This is a genomic window from Pseudomonas sp. WS 5079, assembly GCF_012985465.1.
In the GTDB taxonomy this organism is placed as follows: domain Bacteria; phylum Pseudomonadota; class Gammaproteobacteria; order Pseudomonadales; family Pseudomonadaceae; genus Aquipseudomonas.
The window spans coordinates 71,961-90,414 of the sequence record NZ_JAAQWN010000014.1; the positions used below are offsets into that span (position 1 = coordinate 71,961).

16 protein-coding genes are annotated in these 18,454 nt (G+C 62.6%); 3 read left to right on the forward strand and 13 right to left on the reverse strand.

Features of this window, described 5'->3' with window-relative positions:
* Nucleotides 1–20: 20 nt before the first annotated feature.
* Nucleotides 21–1,349, forward strand: a complete 1,329-nt coding sequence (locus HBO05_RS27030; protein ID WP_169956088.1) for an alginate export family protein — start codon at nt 21–23, stop codon at nt 1,347–1,349.
* A 273-nt stretch (nt 1,350–1,622) separates the two neighbouring features.
* The gene (locus tag HBO05_RS27035) at nt 1,623–3,110 is read left to right on the forward strand and encodes an aldehyde dehydrogenase family protein (RefSeq protein ID WP_172314729.1); all 1,488 of its coding nucleotides are present in this window, start codon (nt 1,623–1,625) and stop codon (nt 3,108–3,110) included.
* Here the strand turns inward: HBO05_RS27035 and HBO05_RS27040 are convergent, their stop codons facing one another.
* The 5 genes from HBO05_RS27040 to HBO05_RS27060 all read right to left on the reverse strand — a co-directional run bounded on the left by HBO05_RS27040 (nt 3,111) and on the right by HBO05_RS27060 (nt 9,032).
* Complete coding sequence (locus HBO05_RS27040; protein ID WP_169956084.1) at nt 3,111–3,512, reverse strand: Rid family hydrolase; 402 nt, start codon at nt 3,510–3,512, stop codon at nt 3,111–3,113.
* A 238-nt stretch (nt 3,513–3,750) separates the two neighbouring features.
* Nucleotides 3,751–4,638, reverse strand: coding sequence for an alpha/beta hydrolase-fold protein (locus HBO05_RS27045; RefSeq protein WP_169956082.1), 888 nt, complete (start codon nt 4,636–4,638; stop codon nt 3,751–3,753).
* The gene (locus HBO05_RS27050; RefSeq protein WP_169956080.1) at nt 4,638–6,869 is read right to left on the reverse strand and encodes a TonB-dependent siderophore receptor; all 2,232 of its coding nucleotides are present in this window, start codon (nt 6,867–6,869) and stop codon (nt 4,638–4,640) included. The genes HBO05_RS27045 and HBO05_RS27050 overlap by 1 nt, the downstream gene beginning before the upstream one ends.
* A gap of 97 nt (nt 6,870–6,966) precedes the next feature.
* Nucleotides 6,967–8,310 (reverse strand): sensor histidine kinase, encoded by a 1,344-nt coding sequence (locus tag HBO05_RS27055; protein WP_169956078.1) that lies wholly within the window; start codon nt 8,308–8,310, stop codon nt 6,967–6,969.
* Entirely contained in the window at nt 8,310–9,032 is a 723-nt protein-coding gene (locus HBO05_RS27060; RefSeq protein ID WP_169956075.1) for a response regulator transcription factor, read from the reverse strand. The genes HBO05_RS27055 and HBO05_RS27060 overlap by 1 nt, the downstream gene beginning before the upstream one ends.
* 278 nt (nt 9,033–9,310) lie before the next feature.
* On the opposite strand from HBO05_RS27060, the gene HBO05_RS27065 reads away from it, so the two are divergent.
* Complete coding sequence (locus HBO05_RS27065; RefSeq protein WP_172314731.1) at nt 9,311–10,384, forward strand: L-dopachrome tautomerase-related protein; 1,074 nt, start codon at nt 9,311–9,313, stop codon at nt 10,382–10,384.
* Nucleotides 10,385–10,397: 13 nt separating this feature from the next.
* On the opposite strand, the gene HBO05_RS27070 is transcribed toward HBO05_RS27065, so the two are convergent.
* From HBO05_RS27070 to HBO05_RS27105, 8 genes are all read right to left on the reverse strand, one after another.
* Nucleotides 10,398–10,757, reverse strand: coding sequence for a hypothetical protein (locus HBO05_RS27070; RefSeq protein WP_169955973.1), 360 nt, complete (start codon nt 10,755–10,757; stop codon nt 10,398–10,400).
* Nucleotides 10,758–10,863: 106 nt separating this feature from the next.
* A complete protein-coding gene (locus HBO05_RS27075; RefSeq protein WP_169956072.1) occupies nt 10,864–11,193 on the reverse strand; it encodes a DUF2388 domain-containing protein in 330 nt (109 codons plus the stop codon).
* Nucleotides 11,194–11,312: 119 nt separating this feature from the next.
* Nucleotides 11,313–12,386, reverse strand: coding sequence for a class I SAM-dependent methyltransferase (locus HBO05_RS27080; RefSeq protein WP_172314733.1), 1,074 nt, complete (start codon nt 12,384–12,386; stop codon nt 11,313–11,315).
* Nucleotides 12,387–12,431: 45 nt separating this feature from the next.
* Entirely contained in the window at nt 12,432–13,880 is a 1,449-nt protein-coding gene (locus HBO05_RS27085) for an adenylosuccinate lyase family protein (protein ID WP_169956068.1), read from the reverse strand.
* Nucleotides 13,880–15,313 (reverse strand): adenylosuccinate lyase, encoded by a 1,434-nt coding sequence (gene purB / locus HBO05_RS27090; protein WP_172314735.1) that lies wholly within the window; start codon nt 15,311–15,313, stop codon nt 13,880–13,882. Before purB ends, HBO05_RS27085 begins: the two co-directional genes overlap by 1 nt.
* A gap of 29 nt (nt 15,314–15,342) precedes the next feature.
* Nucleotides 15,343–16,329 carry an HOASN domain-containing protein gene (locus HBO05_RS27095; RefSeq protein ID WP_169956064.1) on the reverse strand — a complete coding sequence of 329 codons (987 nt, stop codon included), beginning with the start codon at nt 16,327–16,329 and terminating at the stop codon, nt 15,343–15,345.
* 39 nt (nt 16,330–16,368) lie between these two features.
* Nucleotides 16,369–17,364 (reverse strand): HOASN domain-containing protein, encoded by a 996-nt coding sequence (locus HBO05_RS27100; protein ID WP_172314737.1) that lies wholly within the window; start codon nt 17,362–17,364, stop codon nt 16,369–16,371.
* Nucleotides 17,365–17,542: 178 nt separating this feature from the next.
* Nucleotides 17,543–18,385 carry a hypothetical protein gene (locus HBO05_RS27105; protein WP_169956060.1) on the reverse strand — a complete coding sequence of 281 codons (843 nt, stop codon included), beginning with the start codon at nt 18,383–18,385 and terminating at the stop codon, nt 17,543–17,545.
* Between the last annotated feature and the right edge of the window lie 69 nt (nt 18,386–18,454).

The window sequence follows — 18,454 nt, forward strand, 5'->3', positions numbered from 1 at the left end:
AACCCTTGGGGACTATAACAATGGAGCACACACTAAAAACCCGCCACCTGCGCCCGGCTGTCGGCCTGGGTCTTGCGCTGTTGATCGGCCAACCGGCGGCCCAGGCGATTGAACTGTATGCCGACGACGACACCACCGTCACCGGCAACTTCCTGGCCGTTTACGGCATGTTCAATAGCCGCAAGAACTACGAAGGCAGCCAGGGCGGTTCGACCTGGCGTGAAGGCTTCATCAAGTACGGCTTGAGCATCGACCAGACCCTGGCTGGCCTGGGCAGTGTGTACGGCACCGCCAACCTGGTGAGCTCCGGCACCTGGGGCGATGGCGATGCCTCCCGCGTGACCGACGGCAGCGAGCGCACCACCAAGTTCGAGGAAGCCTTTGCCGGCTGGCGCTCCGGGGACCTGTTGCCAGCACTGGGCAAGGATGGCCTGGACCTGTCGTACGGGCGCCAGATCATTACCGTGGGCGACGGTTTTATCATCAACGACGACGGCCCGAACCTGGGCAATGGCGTGGCCGACGGTCAGTTCGACCGCGGCGGGGCCTATTACATCGCGGCCCGGCATGCCTTCGACAAGGCAGCCGTGGTACGCCTGGGCGGCAAGGACGGCCTGCACGGCAGCCTGATGTGGATCGAGTCCGACAACCGCGCCCAGGCCCTGACCGAAATGGCCATCGGCACCCTGGAGTACAGCGCTGCGCCAGGCACCCTGGGCCTGACCTACCTGCATGGCATCGATGTGGATGAGCGCTTTGCCAACGACCTGCAAAAGCAACGCAAGGGCATGAATCTCTACAGCCTGCGCGGCACCGGCAACGCCGGGATCGACAACGCGCACTTCTCGTTCGAGTACGCCTGGCAAGACAAAGACCCCGGCCCGGAAAAAGCCTGGTACGCCGAGGCCGGCTACACCTTCGCCGACCTGCCCTGGTCGCCGGACCTGACCTACCGTTATGCGCGCTACTCGAAAAACTGGGACGCGCTGTTCGCTGGCTTCAATCGAGGGTTTGGCACCTGGGTCCAGGGCGAAGTGGCGGGCAACTACTCCGGGCCCTACAACAGCAACACCTCGGTGCAGCACGTGGCGCTCAAGGTCAAGCCGCTGGACAACCTGACCCTCGGCGCGCTGTTCTTCGACTACCAGACCGTCAGCAAGCGCAACATGCTCGACCTCGATGGCCGCGAGCTGGACCTGTATGCCGAATGGGCGGTGAACGAGCACCTGATCATCACGCCATTGATTGGCCTGTACCAACCGGACAAGGACCAGGACACCGGCGGCAACCAGGTCGGTGGCAACGGCACCAACGTCTATAGCCAGTTGGTGGTGGCGGTGCCGTTCTAAGACCTGGGTTGCCCCTGAACCACCGCACTTCCCCTGTAGGAGCGGGCTTGCCCGCGATAGCGGTAGTTCATCCGCCGAATGTATCGACTGACACTCAGCCATCGCGGGCAAGCCCGCTCCTACAGGGGATCCGCGCTTAACTGAATGGCATAAGGCCGGCCCGCTCCTACAGGGGCATGGCAGCCACAGACATACGCCCCGGCAGGCACAGTCAAGCTCTAGCTACCCGCGTTGGTTAGCCTCGGGTTTTCCTTTCTGATCAGGAACACCCCCATGAGCGATATCGCGCTGCTGCCCACCGTCGAAGCCTTCTTGCGTCGAGACCACGGCCTGTTTATCGACGGTGGCTACGTCCCCAGCCAGTCCAGCCAGACCCTGGAGGTGATCAACCCAGCCACCGGCCAGGCCATCGCCACGGTCGCCGATGCGCAAGCCAGTGATATCGAGCGGGCCGTGGCCTCGGCGCGGCGCGGCTTCAAACAGTGGTCGCAGACCGCTCCGGCGGTCCGTGGCAATGTGCTGCTCAAACTCGCCGACCTGCTGGAGCGCAACCGCGAGGAACTGGCGCAGATCGAGACCTGCCAGTCAGGCAAGATCATCCAGATTTCCCGCGCCTTTGAAGTGGACCAGGCCGCGCATTTTTTGCGTTATTACGCGGGCTGGGCAACCAAGATCAGCGGCCAGACCCTCACCCCGTCACTGCCCTCGTTTGCCGGCGAGCGCTACAGCGCCTTCACCCTGCGCGAACCGGTGGGCGTGGTGGTGGGCATCGTGCCGTGGAATTTCTCGACCATGATCGCCATCTGGAAACTCGCCTCGGCCCTGGTGACCGGTTGCAGCATCATCATCAAGCCCAGCGAATTCACGCCGCTGACCCTGCTGCGCATTGCCGAACTGGCGGTGCAAGCCGGCCTGCCCGCTGGGGTACTGAACGTGCTGACCGGCGGCGGCCAGGTGGGCAAGGGGCTGATCGAACACCCAGGCACTGACAAGGTGTCGTTCACCGGCTCGGTGCCCACCGGCATTGCGGTCGGCCGCGCGGCCATGGGCGCCGGCCTGACGCGCGCGACCCTGGAGTTGGGTGGCAAGAACGCGGCGGCGTTCCTGCGCGATGTGAAGCTGGAAACCGCCGTCAACGGCATTATCGAAGCGGGTTTCCTGCACTCGGGGCAAATCTGCGCGGCGGCCGAGCGGTTTTTCGTCCACCGCTCGCAGATCAACCCGGTCATGGAAGCCCTGGCCCAGCGTTTGAGCCGCCTGAATATCGGCTCGCCACTGGATGAGCGCACCGAGTTTGGCCCGGTTACCCATCGCCAGCACCAATTGAAGCTGGAAGGTTTTTTTGCCACCGCCCGCGCCGAAAACAACACGATCATCCACGGCGGCCAACCGATGGAGCGGCCCGGTTGCTATGTGCAACCCACGATCATTCTCGCCAACAGCATCAACGACACGCTGCTCACCGAAGAAACCTTCGGCCCCATCGCCACGTTCCTGCCCTACGACGACGAGGACGAGTTGCTGGCGTTGATGAACCACACCGCCAGCGGCCTCAGCGCCAGCCTGTGGACCAACGACCTGGGCAAGGCCCTGCGCATGGTCCCGGCGATCAACGCCGGCACGGTGTGGGTGAACATGCACACCCTGCTCGACCCCGCCGTGCCGTTCGGTGGCAACAAGTCCTCGGGGATTGGCCGGGAGTTCGGCAGCGCCTTTATCGAGGACTACACCGAGCTCAAGTCGGTGATGATGCGTTACTGATCACTGCGGGATCAGCGCCTCCGCCTCGATCTCGATCAACCATTCAGGCAGCGACAAGCCGCTGACGATGATCCACGACGAGGGCGGCGGGTTTTCGGGAAACCGCTCGCGCAACGCGGCAGCGATAGGCTCCTGCTGATCGCGGGCGGACTCGACGATATACAGGCGCAGCATGATCACATGGGACAGATCGCCCTCGGCCGCCGCCAGGACTTTTTCGATATTGTCCAGGGCGGTCGCGGTCTGTTCGGCGATGCCAGGGCCGACGGTACGCTCGTCAGCGTCCACGCCCACCTGGCCGGACAGCAGAATCCGCCGACCATCGCGCACTTCCATGGCCTGGCTGAAACCGTATTGCAGGGAGTTGAAGACGGTCGGAGGGTTGAGGGTTTTTCGCTGCATGACGACTCCTTGTTATCTGTAGGAAACAAGGCTACCCCAAGGGTTTTGCCAACTCCTGGAGAAACTGCACATTTCAACATCCAGAAACAGAACGCCTTGCAATCAACCGTGCAAGGGCCGCGCCCAGGACATGCCTGCAGACCTCATCACCACGACTCCCAACCTTAAAGCGCGCAAGGTTTGTGCAAGCAGATCGTGCCCGGCCACTTGCTGACGCGGGCGTGCCAACCTGGCGAGGCTAACGCCCCTGGCTGAGCATCTGCAGGGTATAGCGCAAGGACGCCGGCAACATCGGCCCATGCCCCAACCCGGCAAAGGTCAGGTGGCGCACCTGTAGCCCATCCACCTGATGCAGTGTGCCCAGCAGCGCCTTGAATGCCGTGTCACTGGCCTCTTTGGCCGGCGCCGCGGCGGCCGGGCTGGCCGGTTCCTGGTCGCCACGCATCAGCAGCAAGCGGGGCTGGCTGCCCCGCAGGCGTTGCGCCAGGCCGTGGGCCTCTGCCGTCACCACCCCTCGGTTCCACCACAACGAAGGGCTCGCCGCCGCGTAGTCATCAAAGGCATGCGGGCGTGTCATCAACGCATGCAGCACCAGCAAACCACCGTAGGAGTGGCCCCACAGCAATTGCCGCTGCGGGGTGATGCCCAGGCGCTGATTGACCAGCGGGCGAATGTTCTGCGTGAGCAAGTCAAGAAACACATCCGCACCGCCACTGGGCACCGCAGTCAACGGGTCCCGTTGTTCCACGGCGCTGCCGACGCTTGGCGTGTAGTCAAAGGTGCGCGCCGTGCGCTCGATCCGCAGTGGCGTGGCATAGCCCACGGCAACCAGCACCGGCGGCGCCACACTGTGCGCCAGTTGCTCCAGGCCCTGGTGGTCCAGCGCGGCCATCGCGGCGTTGCCATCGAGCAAGTACGCCACCGGGGTGGCCGCACTCACGGCAGGCGGCTGCCCCAGCCAGATCCGGTAATGGCGCGCGCCATCGGCCGAATCCAGCTCCAGGGTGCTGAAACTATAGGCGCTGGCTTCGCGCAACACCTTCGCATCCATCAACTGGTCCGGCGCAGGCCGGGCGACGGCGGCCTGGGCGATCAACAGCAGCGCCAGGCTGATTAAGCGCCCCATCAGAAGGATGCCGTCAGGCTGGTGTACAAGGTACGGCCGGACTGGTTATAGGTCGCAGCCCCCGCCCCTTCGATATTGGCCACGCCCTGGGCGTTGCCTTCACGCCACAGGCGTTTGTCGAACAGGTTATCGACGCCGGCCGTCAGACTCAGGTTCTTGCTCAAAGCGTACGTTCCGCTGACGCCGGCGATGGCATAGGGCGACAACTGGTTATTGCCCGAACCCGTCACGCGGTTGCCGTGGTAATCGTATTTTTTCGGGGTTTGCTTGCCGTACCAGGCCACGCTCATTTGCAAGGACAGGTCATCTGTGGCCTGCCAGTCGAGCATCGAGTTCAGGGTGTACTTGGGCGCGACGGACAGCACATCGCCGGTCTGCTTGTTTTTCGATTGCAGCATGTAGGTGAAGTTGTTGGTCCAGTTCAGTTGTTCGGTCAGTGGCAGGGCCAGGGTGCCTTCCAGCCCTTCGACCAGAGCCTTGGGCACGTTCTCCCAGCGGAAGATGCTGGCGTTGGCCGTGCTGCCGGTGCCGCCGCTGGCGTTGCCGACCGGGGTCAGGCCCGACTCGATTTTGTTTTTGTAGTCATTACGAAAGTACGTCAGGCCGGCCACGACCCCGTCATTGCGGTACTCGATCCCCAGTTCCTTGTTGACGCTGGTTTCGGCGTCCAGCTCGGCGTTGCCTTGCAGGTAGCAACTGGTGGTTTGCCCGTAGCAACCCTGGCCGTTGCTGTACAGCAGGTAGTTGGGGTTGAGCTGGTAGAGGTTGGGCGCCTTGTAGGAGCGGGCGATCCCGGCTTTCAGGGTCAGGGTGTCGGTGAGCACCTGGGACAGGTTCAGCGACGGGCTCCAGTTGTCGCCCACGATGTCGTGGTGATCCAGGCGCAGGCCGGGGGTCAGGCGTGTGCCGGGGCGCAGTTCGATATTGTCCTCGACAAATACCGAGAAGATCCGCGCCGAGGAAGAGCTGCTGCGGTTGGTCCCGGCAAGCCCGGCGACGTTGCCGCCGGCAGTGGTGGTTTGCCCGTTGGAACTTGGGTCATCGAGTTGCTGCTCGACCCACTCGGTGCCCACGGTCAGCACCTGGTCCACCCCGGCATGCAACGGCAGACTGACTTCGCCATGGGCGGTCAGGTCGCGCAACACCGTGGTGTTGAAATTGCTGCTGGAGAAGATCCCTTCGGTACCGCCCGCCAGGCCCTCGCTGATCCGGCTGTTGCGGGTCTTTTCGTATTGCAGGTAGGCCAGGCTGGTGCCCAGCTCCCAGTCGCCGCGATGGGTCACGGCGTAGGTCTCGCGGTACAGCACATTGGTCTCGTGGCCGAGCAGTTTTTTCACGTTGGCGTTGCTGTTGGTGTTCTGCGTATCGCCGGTATAAATGTTGCCCTGGCGGCTGAAACCGGCTTCCAGGTCGAGGGTTTGTTCGGGCGTGATTTTCCAGCTCAACAGGCCGTTGATGTCCTTGTTGCGCACCCCTTCGCGCCCCGCAGGCAAGGTGCCGATCTGGTTCCCGGTGCGTCTGGATTCATGGCCGCTGTTGATATCGGCGTCGTCGGCATTGGTTTTCGCCACATTGCCGTACACCCGGTAGCTGAGGGTGTCGGTGAGCGGGCCGTTCAGGCCGAAGTTCATGCGCTCGGTCTCGCCTTCGGCGCTGTGCTGGGCGAAGTTGTGATAGATCGTCGCCGAGCCGTGGGTCTCGGTGCCGGGTTGCTGGGTGATGATGTTCACCACGCCACCGGCGGCGCCGTTACCGTAACGGGCGGCAGCCGGGCCACGGATGACCTCGATACGCTCGACCTGGTCGGCGGGCACCCAGTTGCTGTCGCCACGGCTGTCACGCTCGCCGCGCCAGCCATAGCGCACGGAGTTGCGGCTGCCCACCGGCTTGCCATCGATGAGGATCAGGGTGTTTTCCGGGCCCATGCCACGGATATCGATCTGCCGGTTGTTGCCTCGCTGGCCGCTGCTGGAATTGCCCGTGAGGTTGACGCCGGGCATGGTGCGGATGATGTCCGACAGGTCGTTGGCCGGTGGGCGCTTCTTGATGTCTTCGGCGGTGATGATCGACACACCGGGCGCCTGCTTGATCTCTTCCTGCGCCGTGCCCAGGACGGTCTGGGTTTGCAGTTCAAGACGCGCAGGGGTCTCGGGCTCGGCAGCAAAGCCGCTGGCGGGCAGCAGGCTGCAAATACTCAGGGCAAGCAGGGACAGGGGCGGCAGGCGGTGCATGAGGTATCTCCGAAACGTCAAGCCCACCGATAGCGGTAGGCCAGCAAAGATCGCAGATGATAATCAGATGCAATTGCGAGTAAAGAACATTAACTTTCTAAACATTTGCCGCCGCCACCCGCAGGTTCATGCGCAAACCCTGCGTGCCGTGGCTGGCCCATAGCTGCCCGCCCTGCAACTGGAGGGCGCGGCGGGCAATGCTCAAGCCCAGGCCAAAGCCAGTGCCGGGTGCGCCGTCCAGGCGCAGGTAGGGTTCAAAAATCCGCTCCAGATCGGCTTCATCGACGCCCGGGCCCTGGTCCTCGACGGTCAACAGCCACGTATCCCCTTCACGCTCGCCGCTCAAGCGGATGACGCCCCCTGGAGGTGAATGGCGGATCGCGTTGCGCAAGACGTTTTCCAGGGCCTGGGCGAAACTGTTGAGATGGACCCTGATTTCACAATCACCGCCGACTTCGCACACCAGCGCCTGCAATGGCCAGTCCGTTTCGAAATGCGCGTCCTGCACCAGCGCTTCCCACACCGAGGCCACCCGCACGTCCTCAGACTGCAACCGGGGCTTTTCGGTATCCAGCCAGGCCAGGTTGAGGGAGTCATCCACCAGGCGCCGCATCTCCTCGACTTCCCGCGCCAGCCGTTGCTCCAACTGCTGGCGCGCCAGGCCGCTTTCGCTGGCGATTTTCAAACGGGCCAAGGGCGTGCGGATTTCATGGGACAGGGTGCGCAGCAGTTGGCGTTGCTGCTGCAGGCTCTGGCGCAGGCGTTCGGCCATGTGCTCGTAGGCTCGCGCCAACTCACCCAGCTCATCGCCGCGTCGGGTCACCGAACTGCTGGCCAGCGGCGCCAGGTCACCGGCACTCAGGGCGTTCGCGCGCTCGCGCAATTCGTTCAATGGCAACACCAGGTGGCGATACAGCAACAGCCCCAGGCCCAAGGCCAACACCACCGGCACCACGCCGTGGGTAAACAGGTGCGTCCAAGGCGTGAGCCCCGGTGGCAGCAAGCGCTCGGGCAACTGCATGACCAAACGGCCGCGCTCCGGGTGCTGGGGGAAGGCGATGCTGACATAGGGCAGTTCATCCTCCAGACGCTTGCTCATGGGCCAACTGGGCTTGCGCATAAAGGTCAGGTGACTGACTTCGGCCGCCGTCAGCGGTTGGGTGCCGAGGCTTTGCAGGAACGGATCGAGCACACCGACCCAGGTCTGCTCGCGCTGTTGCAGGGCGAGTCGCCATTGCTCCACGGCCCGGGCATCGCCGGTGGCGGCCACCTCTTCGGCCTGGGCGGCGTAGGCACTCAGGGCATCGCGGTCGGGTTGTTCAAGAAAGTAAGTACTGCGCTCGACCTGCAAGCCCCAGCCCCACACCAACCACACCAGCAGCAGGCAGAAACACACTTGCAGCAGTGCCATTTTCCACAGCAGTGGGTGCCGGCGCTGCATTAGCTCAAGCCTTCGCACAGCAACACATACCCCTGATGCCGCACCGCTTCGATGCGCACCCCTTGCAGGTTGATCGCCGCGAGCTTGCGCCGCACATTGCACACATGCACATCCAGGCCGCGATCCAGCCGGGTATAGGCGCGGTGCAACACATGCTGGTACAGGAACGCCTTGGACAAGGGTTCGCCGGCGTGTTCATGCAGGGTGCACAGCAAGCGGAACTCCGAACCGGTCAGGCCTGCCGGGCAGCCGTTGAACATGAGATCCCGGGCGCCTGCATCCAGGTCCAGCAATGGCGGCCTGCTGGCGGGTGCGCCGCGATCAAGTGCCACACGCCGCAGCAACGCGTCGATACGCACATCCAGTTCGGCGAGGCTGAAAGGCTTGGGCAGGTAGTCGTCCGCGCCCTGGCTGAAACCGGTGATGCGATCCTGCTCGGCGCCCAGTGCCGACATCAGAATCACCGGCGTACCCCGCTCGCTGCGCAAGCGCGCCAGTACTTTCAGGCCGTTTTCGTTGGGCAGCATGATATCCAGCAGGACCAGCTCGACCGCTGGATCCAGGGCCATGCTCAAGCCTTCATCGCCACGATGAGCACTGCTCAAAATGAAGCCGCGCCGGCTCAGATGGCTACAAAGGTGGGCGCACAGTTCGACGTCATCCTCGATGACCAGGATGCGTGCGGAAGAAGATGGTTTAGGTAGTGGATGATAACTGTTCACAATTAGGCCAGTTTCTCATCCGGAGAAACATTGCGCAACGAACGTTGCGTGTTGAGCTGCTTGGGCGCGGATTATCAATAATTTGAAGAAACTGAATCCGTGGAACCTGGGCTTTTTCAGTTAAACACCAACAATCAAGCTATCTCCTCGTTAGGTCACTTCACCGGATGCAGGAGAATCATCATGTCCAAAGCCACCGTCAGCCAGTTCATGCACACCCTCCATCAACGTCTCACCGAGTTGTGGGATACCTGTGCCCGCGCAGGGGGCGCTCGCTCATGACCCGCTTGCTGCTGGGCGCAGCGATGCTGGCACTGCTTGCCGGGTGCAGCACCGTCAAACAGCCCGAGCTGGACGTTGCGGTCCAAAGCTCCGGGCAGATCTGGAACGCCGTAGCGCACTACAGCGGCCGCACGTTTCTCTCTGGGCCACGCTGGACCGGGACCCAGGGGCCACAACTGACGGCAATCGACCAAAATGGCCAGCGCGCTGCCTATCCAAGCGGCGCCTGGAACAGCTGGGCGCCAGGGCGGGATGCTGCCAACGTCTTCGTGAACATCAATGCCCTGCGCCTGGAAGGCGACAAACTGTGGGTCGTGGACACCGGCTCGCCCGAGTTCGGCGGCAACCCCGTCAGCCAGGGTGCGAAACTGGTGTGTATCGACCTGCGTACCAACCAGGTGGTTCGCACCTACTTCTTCGGGCCGGATATCGCCATAGCGGGCAGCTACGTGGATGACGTCCGCTTCAGCGCCGGTAAGGCCTTCCTCACCGATGCGGGCAATGCCGGCATTATTGTCGTCGACCTGGAGACCGGCGCGGCCCGGCGCGTGCTGGACCAACACACCTCAGTGGTCGCCCGGCCTGACCGGGACTTGATCCTCAGCAACCAGGTGGTCAAGGCCCCCGACGGCCAACCCCTGCGCGTCAACGCCGACCCGCTGGAAGTCAGCATTGACGGCGTCTGGCTGTATTACGGCGCGCTGCAAGGCCCGTGGTTCAAGGTGCGGATCCAAGACCTTACGAACCCGGCCCTGCCCCCGGAACAACTGGCTGCACGGGTGGAGTTCTTTGCCGACATCCCGGCAACCGGCGGGTCGGTCATGGATGCACAGGGCAACCTGTACTTTTCCGACCTGGCCCACGACGCCATGCGGGTACGCCGACCTGACGGACAGATCGACACCCTGATCGTGGACGAGCGCCTGCATTGGGTTGATGCGCCCTTCCTGGACAAGGATGGGACGTTGTGGCTACCCACCCCACAGATGGACCGGGTAGCGCTGTTCAACAAGGGTAAATCCCTGGTGCAGTGGCCAGTGGCGGTTTATCGCTTATCGACACAGCGCTGATCGCCTAGCGCTTTCACATCCCTTTCACAGTCGGGCGCCTAGGGTGGTCCCAGCTCCTAGTGAAACCCTTTAAGCCCGCACTCCCCATCGCGGGCTTTTCTTTGTCTGTAGGGTTTGGCTGAAAGCTGGGTGAACCGTCGCCGGCATGGGCCAGCCTGGCGGTGACTACCTCGCTGTAGATTGCACAAAACTCACCGATCACCATCAACCCTAGCGCAAAAACTCCGAGTAGTTCTTTGGACATATCAAAAACTCCTTCGTATTCAGCGCAATGTTTTTCAGCTCCCAGCGCGCGATGCCGCTCACCAGGGAGTTGTTGCAGTGATACGAAGCAGCCTTGAACAGGCCTGGAATTACCGAAGTGCTTTTCCATGCCCATGTCCTTCAACGGGTGTGAGTCGGCGCAGCCCTAACAAAGGACGGCTGGCTCAGCGATCATACGTTCCGTTGAACGGCGTGAACAACCAGCACTAGAGCGCCTATAGCGGTGAAGCTGCAATCGCCAGGGCCAGTTGTGCGTCGGACATCAGCGGTGGCGTGTAGGTCGAGCGGTAAAACCTGCACGCCTGCTCGAACTGTGCCCCACGGATCTCGCCATCGGAGCCGATGAACGCCAGGGCATCGCTTTTGGATGATTTGAAAAGCTCTGGAATGTATGAAGTTCCTGCGGTGGCACCCGAGGTAATCACGAAGGGCGCTACCGAGGTGAGCATAAGCGCCCCCTGGAACGGGTTGTTGTTTTCCGCGGCTACCGCCAGATTGCCAACCGATGCCAGGAGGACGATTGCCAGGGATTTGCGCAAATGCATGGGTGATTGCTTCCTTGCGTTCAGAGGGGCGCCACGATAACAGAGTTGGGCCATCCACCACGCAGGTGTCGCAGGAGCATGCCCGGGAACGTGTACGACACGCCCCCGGGCACGCTAGGTCACGGCTTGAGTTCAAACAACGCCGGCATCGGCGGCCATTCGGAAGGCACCTTGCGAAAGTGGCTGAACCCGGCGGCTTGCGCCATTTGCCGTGCGCGCTTCTCGCCCATGAACGCCCCCAGCCCTGCCCCGCCGTGGGACAGTGAACAGGTCATGCAGTACAGGGTGCTCTGCGGGTACATCACTCGACCGAACAGGTTCATGTTCTCGTGAAGCTCATCGGACAGGTTGAGCTCAACCATCAGGTAGGTGCCGTCTTCGGCCGTCGCTGCGCGCAGGTCCTTGAGCATCTGCTGGGGATCGGTGGCATCGTGGATCACCACAAAGGTGGTCACAAAGTCGAATTGCTGGCCTCGCAGGGCATCCGAATCGTTCACTTCAAATTGCACCCGGTCACCGACCCCGGCGGCCTTGGCGTTGGCACGTGCCAGTTCGATGGAAGGCAGGTGGAAGTCGCAGCCGACAATACGGGCCTCGGGGTACGCCTTGGCCATGGTGATCGCCGCCAGGCCAGCACCACAGCCGAAATCCAGCACGCTGCCGCCGGTCTTGAGTTTTTCTTCAACGCCGTCCAGGGAGGGAATCCAGTGTTGGACCAGGTAGTGCTTGTACCAAGGCATGGTCATGCGTTCCATGCCTTTCCAGGTTTCCAGCGGAAACGCCTCTTCGGCGCAACCACCGCCATGGCGAAAGGCTTCGATGACCTTGGGTGCCATGCTCACGAACGGCACACTCAGCTGGATGATCCCCCCGGCAAAATACGGCGAGTCTTCGTCGGCGAGTACCGGCACAAACTCGGCGGGCATCTGGTAGCGGCGGGTTTGCGCGTCGTACGTCACATAATTGCCGGTAACCATGCTGCCCAGCCATTCGCGCAAATAGCGTTGGTTGTAGCCACTCTTTTGCGCCAGTTGCTCCAGGGTCACGGCCTCGCCGTCGGCCAGTGTCTTGAACAAGCCAAGCTGGTCGCCGATGTAGAGCATCGCACCGCGCAGCGTGTTGCCGTAATCCTCCATGATCCGTGCGGAAAACTGCTGGACCTTGGATTTATCAACTTCCATAACGTTTGACATCTGTCTCTCCTTGATAAGATTGCAAGCCTTCTCAGTAAGCAATAGTCAGCGGGCCGTCACGTTGGACAGCACGTTATCGACAATGCGTTCGGACATCCCCAGATGGCTTCGGGGCTCGAACAGCCGCGCCAGGACGCCCGCATCCATGACAGCGACAACCCGGGCATCGGCCTCGATCGCCGTGCGGATCGACACGTGATCGCGCTGGCTCGCCTGGGACACTTCGAAGATGATCTGGTAGGCACTGCTCTTGCCGAGCTTGCGGGCCATTTCGAACACCACGGCTTCGGTGCAGATCGCATCGCCATAGGCCTGGGCGGTGCATTCCATCTTCTTGACGTTAACGGTCAGCCCGTCGATGGTCTCGGTCAGGATCGAGAGTGCCATCAACGCATAGTGCGAAACGTCCGCCACCGCACACCATTCCAGGCGTGTGCCACGGTAATCGCGCTCGTGTTCGAGGATCATCGCATCCAGCGCCAACATGACCTGGGCCTTGGCCAACCGCGCCAGGACCACGACCTGCTCGCAGCCTTCGGGGTTGCGCTTGTGGGGCATGGTGCTGCTGCCAATCTGCTGGTCGCTCCAGCCCACTTCAACTTCGCCGATTTCCCAGCGATTGAGCGTGCGGATTTCGTCGGCCACGCGAGCCAGCGATGCCGTGACCATGGCCAAGGTGCTGACGAACTCTGCGACACGGTCTCGGGACACATGCCATCCCGCCAGGGGCACTTGCAGCGACAAGCGCTGCGCGAAGCGCTCAAGCATAGGCATCGCGTGCGGACCAAACGCTGCCATCGTGCCCACCCCACCAAACAGCTGCACCACCAGCACTCGCTGGCGGGCCTCGGCCAGGCGCTGGCGGTGGCGCAACAGTTCGTCGATCCAGCCGGCGACCTTGAGTCCGAAGGTGGTCGGCAACGCAGGGATCGAATGGGTCCTGGCGACCATCAGCGAATCCCGGTGCGCATCGGCCAGCGTCGACAGTTTGCCCAGCAAGGTCTCCAGGGCCAGGTCCATCGCGTCGAGGACGTCGCGCATTTCCAGGGACTGGGCGGTGTCCTGGATGTCCTGGGTGGTGGCGCCGTAGTGCACGAATTCACGGGCACTCGGGCTGCAGTTTTTTTGCAGGGCGCTCAGCAATGGCATCAGCGAATGGCCGGTGGCAGCCACGCCCTCGGCCAGCTGGCGCACATTGATACCCGACAGCAAGGCGGCTTTTTCGATTTCCAGGGCCGCCTCGCGCGGGATGATATTGACATCGGCCTGGGCCATGGCCAGCGCGGCTTCCACATCCAGCCAGCGCTGCAAGCGGCAGTGACTGCAGAAAATCTTGCGGCTCTGCGGGCCGGCATAGCCTGAGCCATGGGTTTTCGAGTCGAGAATGTGGCTGTGTTCGTGGCGGCATTGCTCGCCGTCATGACCAAGGCCGAGGTGTTCAGAACGTGCGGTGCAAGACGCACGGGCTGCCATTTCCATCGTTTGCGAATCCATCACATACCCTCCATCGCGTACTGGGGCTGACCGGGGTTTCCTTGGGGTGCCATCACCGCTTCAAGGCCTTCGCTTGAACAGCGGGGTATTGCTTTGTTCGCCACCAGGTCGACCATCTGTGCTGCAAGCCCGGTGTAGGTGGTCGGGTCAAGCAGGTCGTCGAGCGCTTGGCGGGTAAAACAGCCGTGCAGACGCTTGTCGTTGAGCAGGGCCTGGCGAAAAGAAGCGCCCGCGCCCTGGGCCTGCTGGGCGATTTCGTGGACCAGGTGATGGGCCGTCTGCTTGCCCAAGCGAGGCGCCAGCGCGAGCATCACCCGTTCCGACAGGATCAGCCCGCCCAGCAAATCCAGGTTGCTGCGCATGCGCGCTTCGCGTACATCCAGCCCGGCCAGCAGCACGCCCTCCATACGGGCGAGCAAGGCACCGGCGTAGATGAACAGCTCCGGCAAGGCCGCCCATTCGATGCGCCACGTGGTGCCGTCGCGTTCATGCAGTTGGAACGCCGCATCGGTCAGCGCGAGCATCTGTGCGCGCACCAGCCGCGAAAGCGCGCTGATCAGATCCACCGTCGACGGGTTTTGCTTGTGGGGCATGGTGCTGCTGCCCACCTGCCCTGCCCGGCGGCCTTCGCGCACTTCATCAATCTCGGTGCGCTGCAGGTGGTAGATCTCATTGGCGACCCGGCCCAAGGTCGCCGAAGCCTGGACCAGCAGCCAGGCCGCCTCCAGGATCCGGTCGCGGGCGCTGTGCCAACTGCTCAACGGCGCCCCCAGGCCAAGGCTTTCCAGGGTCCGGCGCTGCACCTCAAGCCCCTGTGGGCCAAACGCCGCCAGGGTGCCCACCGCGCCGGTCAGGTTGCCCACCATTACCCGGGCATAGGCCTCATCGAAGCGCTCAAGGTGTCGATCGATTTCATCGACCCACACCGCGACCTTGTAGCCGAACGTGGTGGGCAGTGCTTGCTGCCCGTGGGTCCTGGCGACCATCGGAGTGTGCTTGTGCCGCAGGGCGAGCGTGAGCAAATGCCCACGAATCCCCCGCAGGCGCTGCAACACCAGGCCCCAGGCATCGCGGACCTGCAAGATAAGCCCGGTGTCGAGGATGTCCTGGGTGGTCACGCCGTAATGCACGTACTCACCCAAGCCATCGGCACACAAGGCCTCCAGGGCGCGAATGGTCGGCACCAGGATGTGCCCGGTTTCCATGCTCTCGCGCCCCAAGGCGTCAAGGTCGAGCAGCTCCACACTGGCCACCCGGGCGATTTCCCGTGCCGCTTCGTGAGGGATGATGCCCATCTGCGCCTGGGTCGCCGCCAGCGCGGTTTCAACATCGAGCCACTTCTGCACCTGATTGGCATCAGAGAAGATCGCGGCAAATTCCGGGGACGAGTAAGCGCCCCCGTGGATACGGGACTCTGTTATATGACTCGGCATGTCTGGGTACTCGCGTTGTCCAGGGAGGGCTACTTAACGCGCTGCACGTGTGCCCAGACAGCGTCGTAATAAGCCCTCTCGAGCCGGAAATGCTGGGCCAGGGAGGTCAGGAATGAATTCTGGAACGCGAGGTCCGGAATACGCCGTGAGATCAGCGCCCACTCACGCTTGGCCCGCGGCGGGACCAGGCTGATATGCACCTCGTAGTACTCCGCGTCGTCCTGGCTCAGGCCAGCGTTGCGCAAGGCGTTGTACAGCTTGCCGTGATTGCCGGGGACCACCAGTTCGGTGATGTAGAACACCGCCAGGCCCCAGCCGACATCCGGGTTGCGAAAGCATCGGGCCCGGTTGTTCAGGTAGGCGACTTCCTCGGGCATGGTCGAGATGGCCTCGAAATCGGCAGACAAGCCCACGGCGCCGAGGAGCTTGGCCAACAGCCGGGGGTGGGAGCGCTGCTCGTCCTCTTCGCCCAGCTCGCCGTACAGGTAACGGCCAAGCGCGGCCGCCTCGTCCACGTCGGTCAGGTTGACCAGCAGGTCTGCGGCATCGCGGTACAGGCGGAAGGTGCGGAACCACTGGTGATGCAGGAACACCTGCAGTTGATCACGGGAGGCCTTGCCTTCAAATATGTACTGCGACATCGGGTGGTTTTCCCGCGACTGCGCGGCGATCTCTTCTTCCAGGCGCTGCTGGAAACCGGCTTCGGACAGGGGCGATGCCAGGTCCGCAGACGGCATGAAGCGCTCTTGCACGCTATAGATGGCATTGGCCAGCCAGCGCCGGGTCGAGGCTGTCGCAACGTCATCGCTCAGCGACAGGATGTACAACAGTTGCTGGCACTGCGCGGCGTTCGCAGCATCGCCCTGGTGGCCCGATTCACACAGGGCGCGCAGCATATTGGCAGCGATTTCGATGCGGTTGAACGTCGCATCGGGTTTGAGCGCCTCGGCCAACAGGCGGGCTTCAGCGGTGTGAATATTCTGCAATTGCGGCAACGAGAAATTACGTGGGCTCATCATGTGCTCCATTTTTTTGTTCTGGGGTCGCTGGGAGGATCACGCGGACAGGCGTTGTGCCTGCATCTGCTGCCACAGGCTGTCGAAGTAGGCCTTGTTGATCTCGAAGTGACGCTTGAGCGCACGCATGAACGTGCGCTGGAAGCCGTCATCGCTGGCGAACTTGGCAATCAGAGCCCACATTTCCTCGGTATCGATCTCATCCTGGGTGCCGTGCAGGCGGTGGAATTCACTAGGCCCCTCTGGCGCATCGAGGCGCTGCAACAGCTCATAGATGCGCCGATGGTTGACGCAACTGACCGACTCGACGGCGTACAGCAGCGCCAGTCCCCAGGCCACATCGGTGTGGCGCACACAACGAATGCGATTGTTCAGGTAGGCCTTTTCCAGGGGATGCAGTGCCGGGAAATCGATTGCCAACGGAATATCGAAATACTCCATGAGGTGGGCCAGCATCGCCGGGTGCGAGCGCTCAGGTGTCTCCGCCCCCGCTTCGCCGTAGAGGTTGCGGTAAAACACCGAGGCGTCCTCGATGGCTTCGAAGCGAAAGGCCAGTTCCGCCAACAGGCTGTAGAAGTTGTAGGAGCGGGTCCAGTGGTGTTCCAGGAAGAAACGCACGTCTTGCGCAGGCGGCGTGCCCTGGAACAGGTGCAGCGACATGGGGTGGTTGACCCGGCTGCGAGCGGCGATTTCAGCGTCGACCTGCTTGCGGAACTCATCCACCGGCAGCGCGGTGAAACTTGGCAGGTCGGCGGCGAACTCATCTTCGACGCGGTACACCTCACTGGCCATCCAGCGCCGGGTCGGCTCGGTGCGCGGATCGCCGGGAATGTGCAGTTGCAGCAGTGCTGACTGGTAGTGGGCGTAGGCGCCGGTGTCTCCCGACAGGCCTTGGCGGGTCAGGGCGAGCAGCGCGTCCAGCGCGCCAGTGACTTGGGCGTATTGCGCGCCGGGCTTTAAAGCATCAGCCATCAGCGCCGAAGCGTTGTTGCACTGATGGGCGTCCGAGCGTTGTTGCAGGGTAGCAGTATCCATTGATAACCCCTTGATCCTTGTTTTTATGATTTTTTGCGTACTCGAAAAAAAAGCCTAAAGGTTCCTCCAGTGGCAAGGTCAATACCTGTAGGACAATTCTTTTTAATAGAGTTGAAACAGCCAGCATCCATTGGTGATTCACTCGCCGATGGCTGACCAACGGCGAGGTGAACAGGCTTCAGGACGCCGCGGGAACCGTCACAAGAAATGGCACGGTACGAATCTGGTCGCCGCCCTTGAATTGAATCCACAGGGCGTAAGGGCCCGCATGCGCAGGTTTGGCATGCAGCATCAACTGCGCCGACACCGCGCCTGGCTCGCCATGCCCGGCGTGGGCGGCCTGCCCTGGCATTGGCGCCGCCATGGCATGCGCGTGCACGTAGTCCAGCTCATCGGTACTGACGAACACCGCATGGGCCGCCACCCCCAGGTAGGTGTCCAGGTCCTGGGCCGGCTTGCCATCCTTGAGCACCGTCAGCGACATCATGCTTTCGCTGCCGGCACGCAGGGCCGAAGTGTCCAACTTGACCGTGTAGGGCCCATCGCTACCTTGCTCCGGTTTGGCCGGCGCCTGGGCCACCGCCTCGGTGGCGCCCTGCACCGGCACCTCGAAGCGCACCACCTGCTGGCCGAGCCCGCTCGGTACGGCATCGGCATAGACGTAATAGGTGCCCGGCCGAGGAAACTTCATCGCGACCTTGAAACGACCGTCAGCGCCCAGCTTGGCCGCATGCTCATGGATAAAGCTGGTGAAATGGCTGTCGGTCGCCAGCACATGAAGGCGCTGGGTCAGTTCTTCGTCAAACTGCACAATCGGTTGCCCGGTGGCCTTGTCGGTAAAGGCGATCGACAACTCACGTGTCAGCGGCCCGGTTTCCTTGACGATCAGCGCTCCCACGGCCTTTTCACTCTCGCCGGGCAAGGCGAACGTGCCTTTGATACTTTCCTGGGCAGCCATCGACGGCATTGCCGCCGCGCCTAGCACCGCCAGGCCAACGGTCAGAACCTGCTTGGTATCCATATGGGTAACTCCTCATTCGATAAATGGTGGCTTGCGCCAGGAAATCTGCCGCCTCGCCGTCCTTCGCCG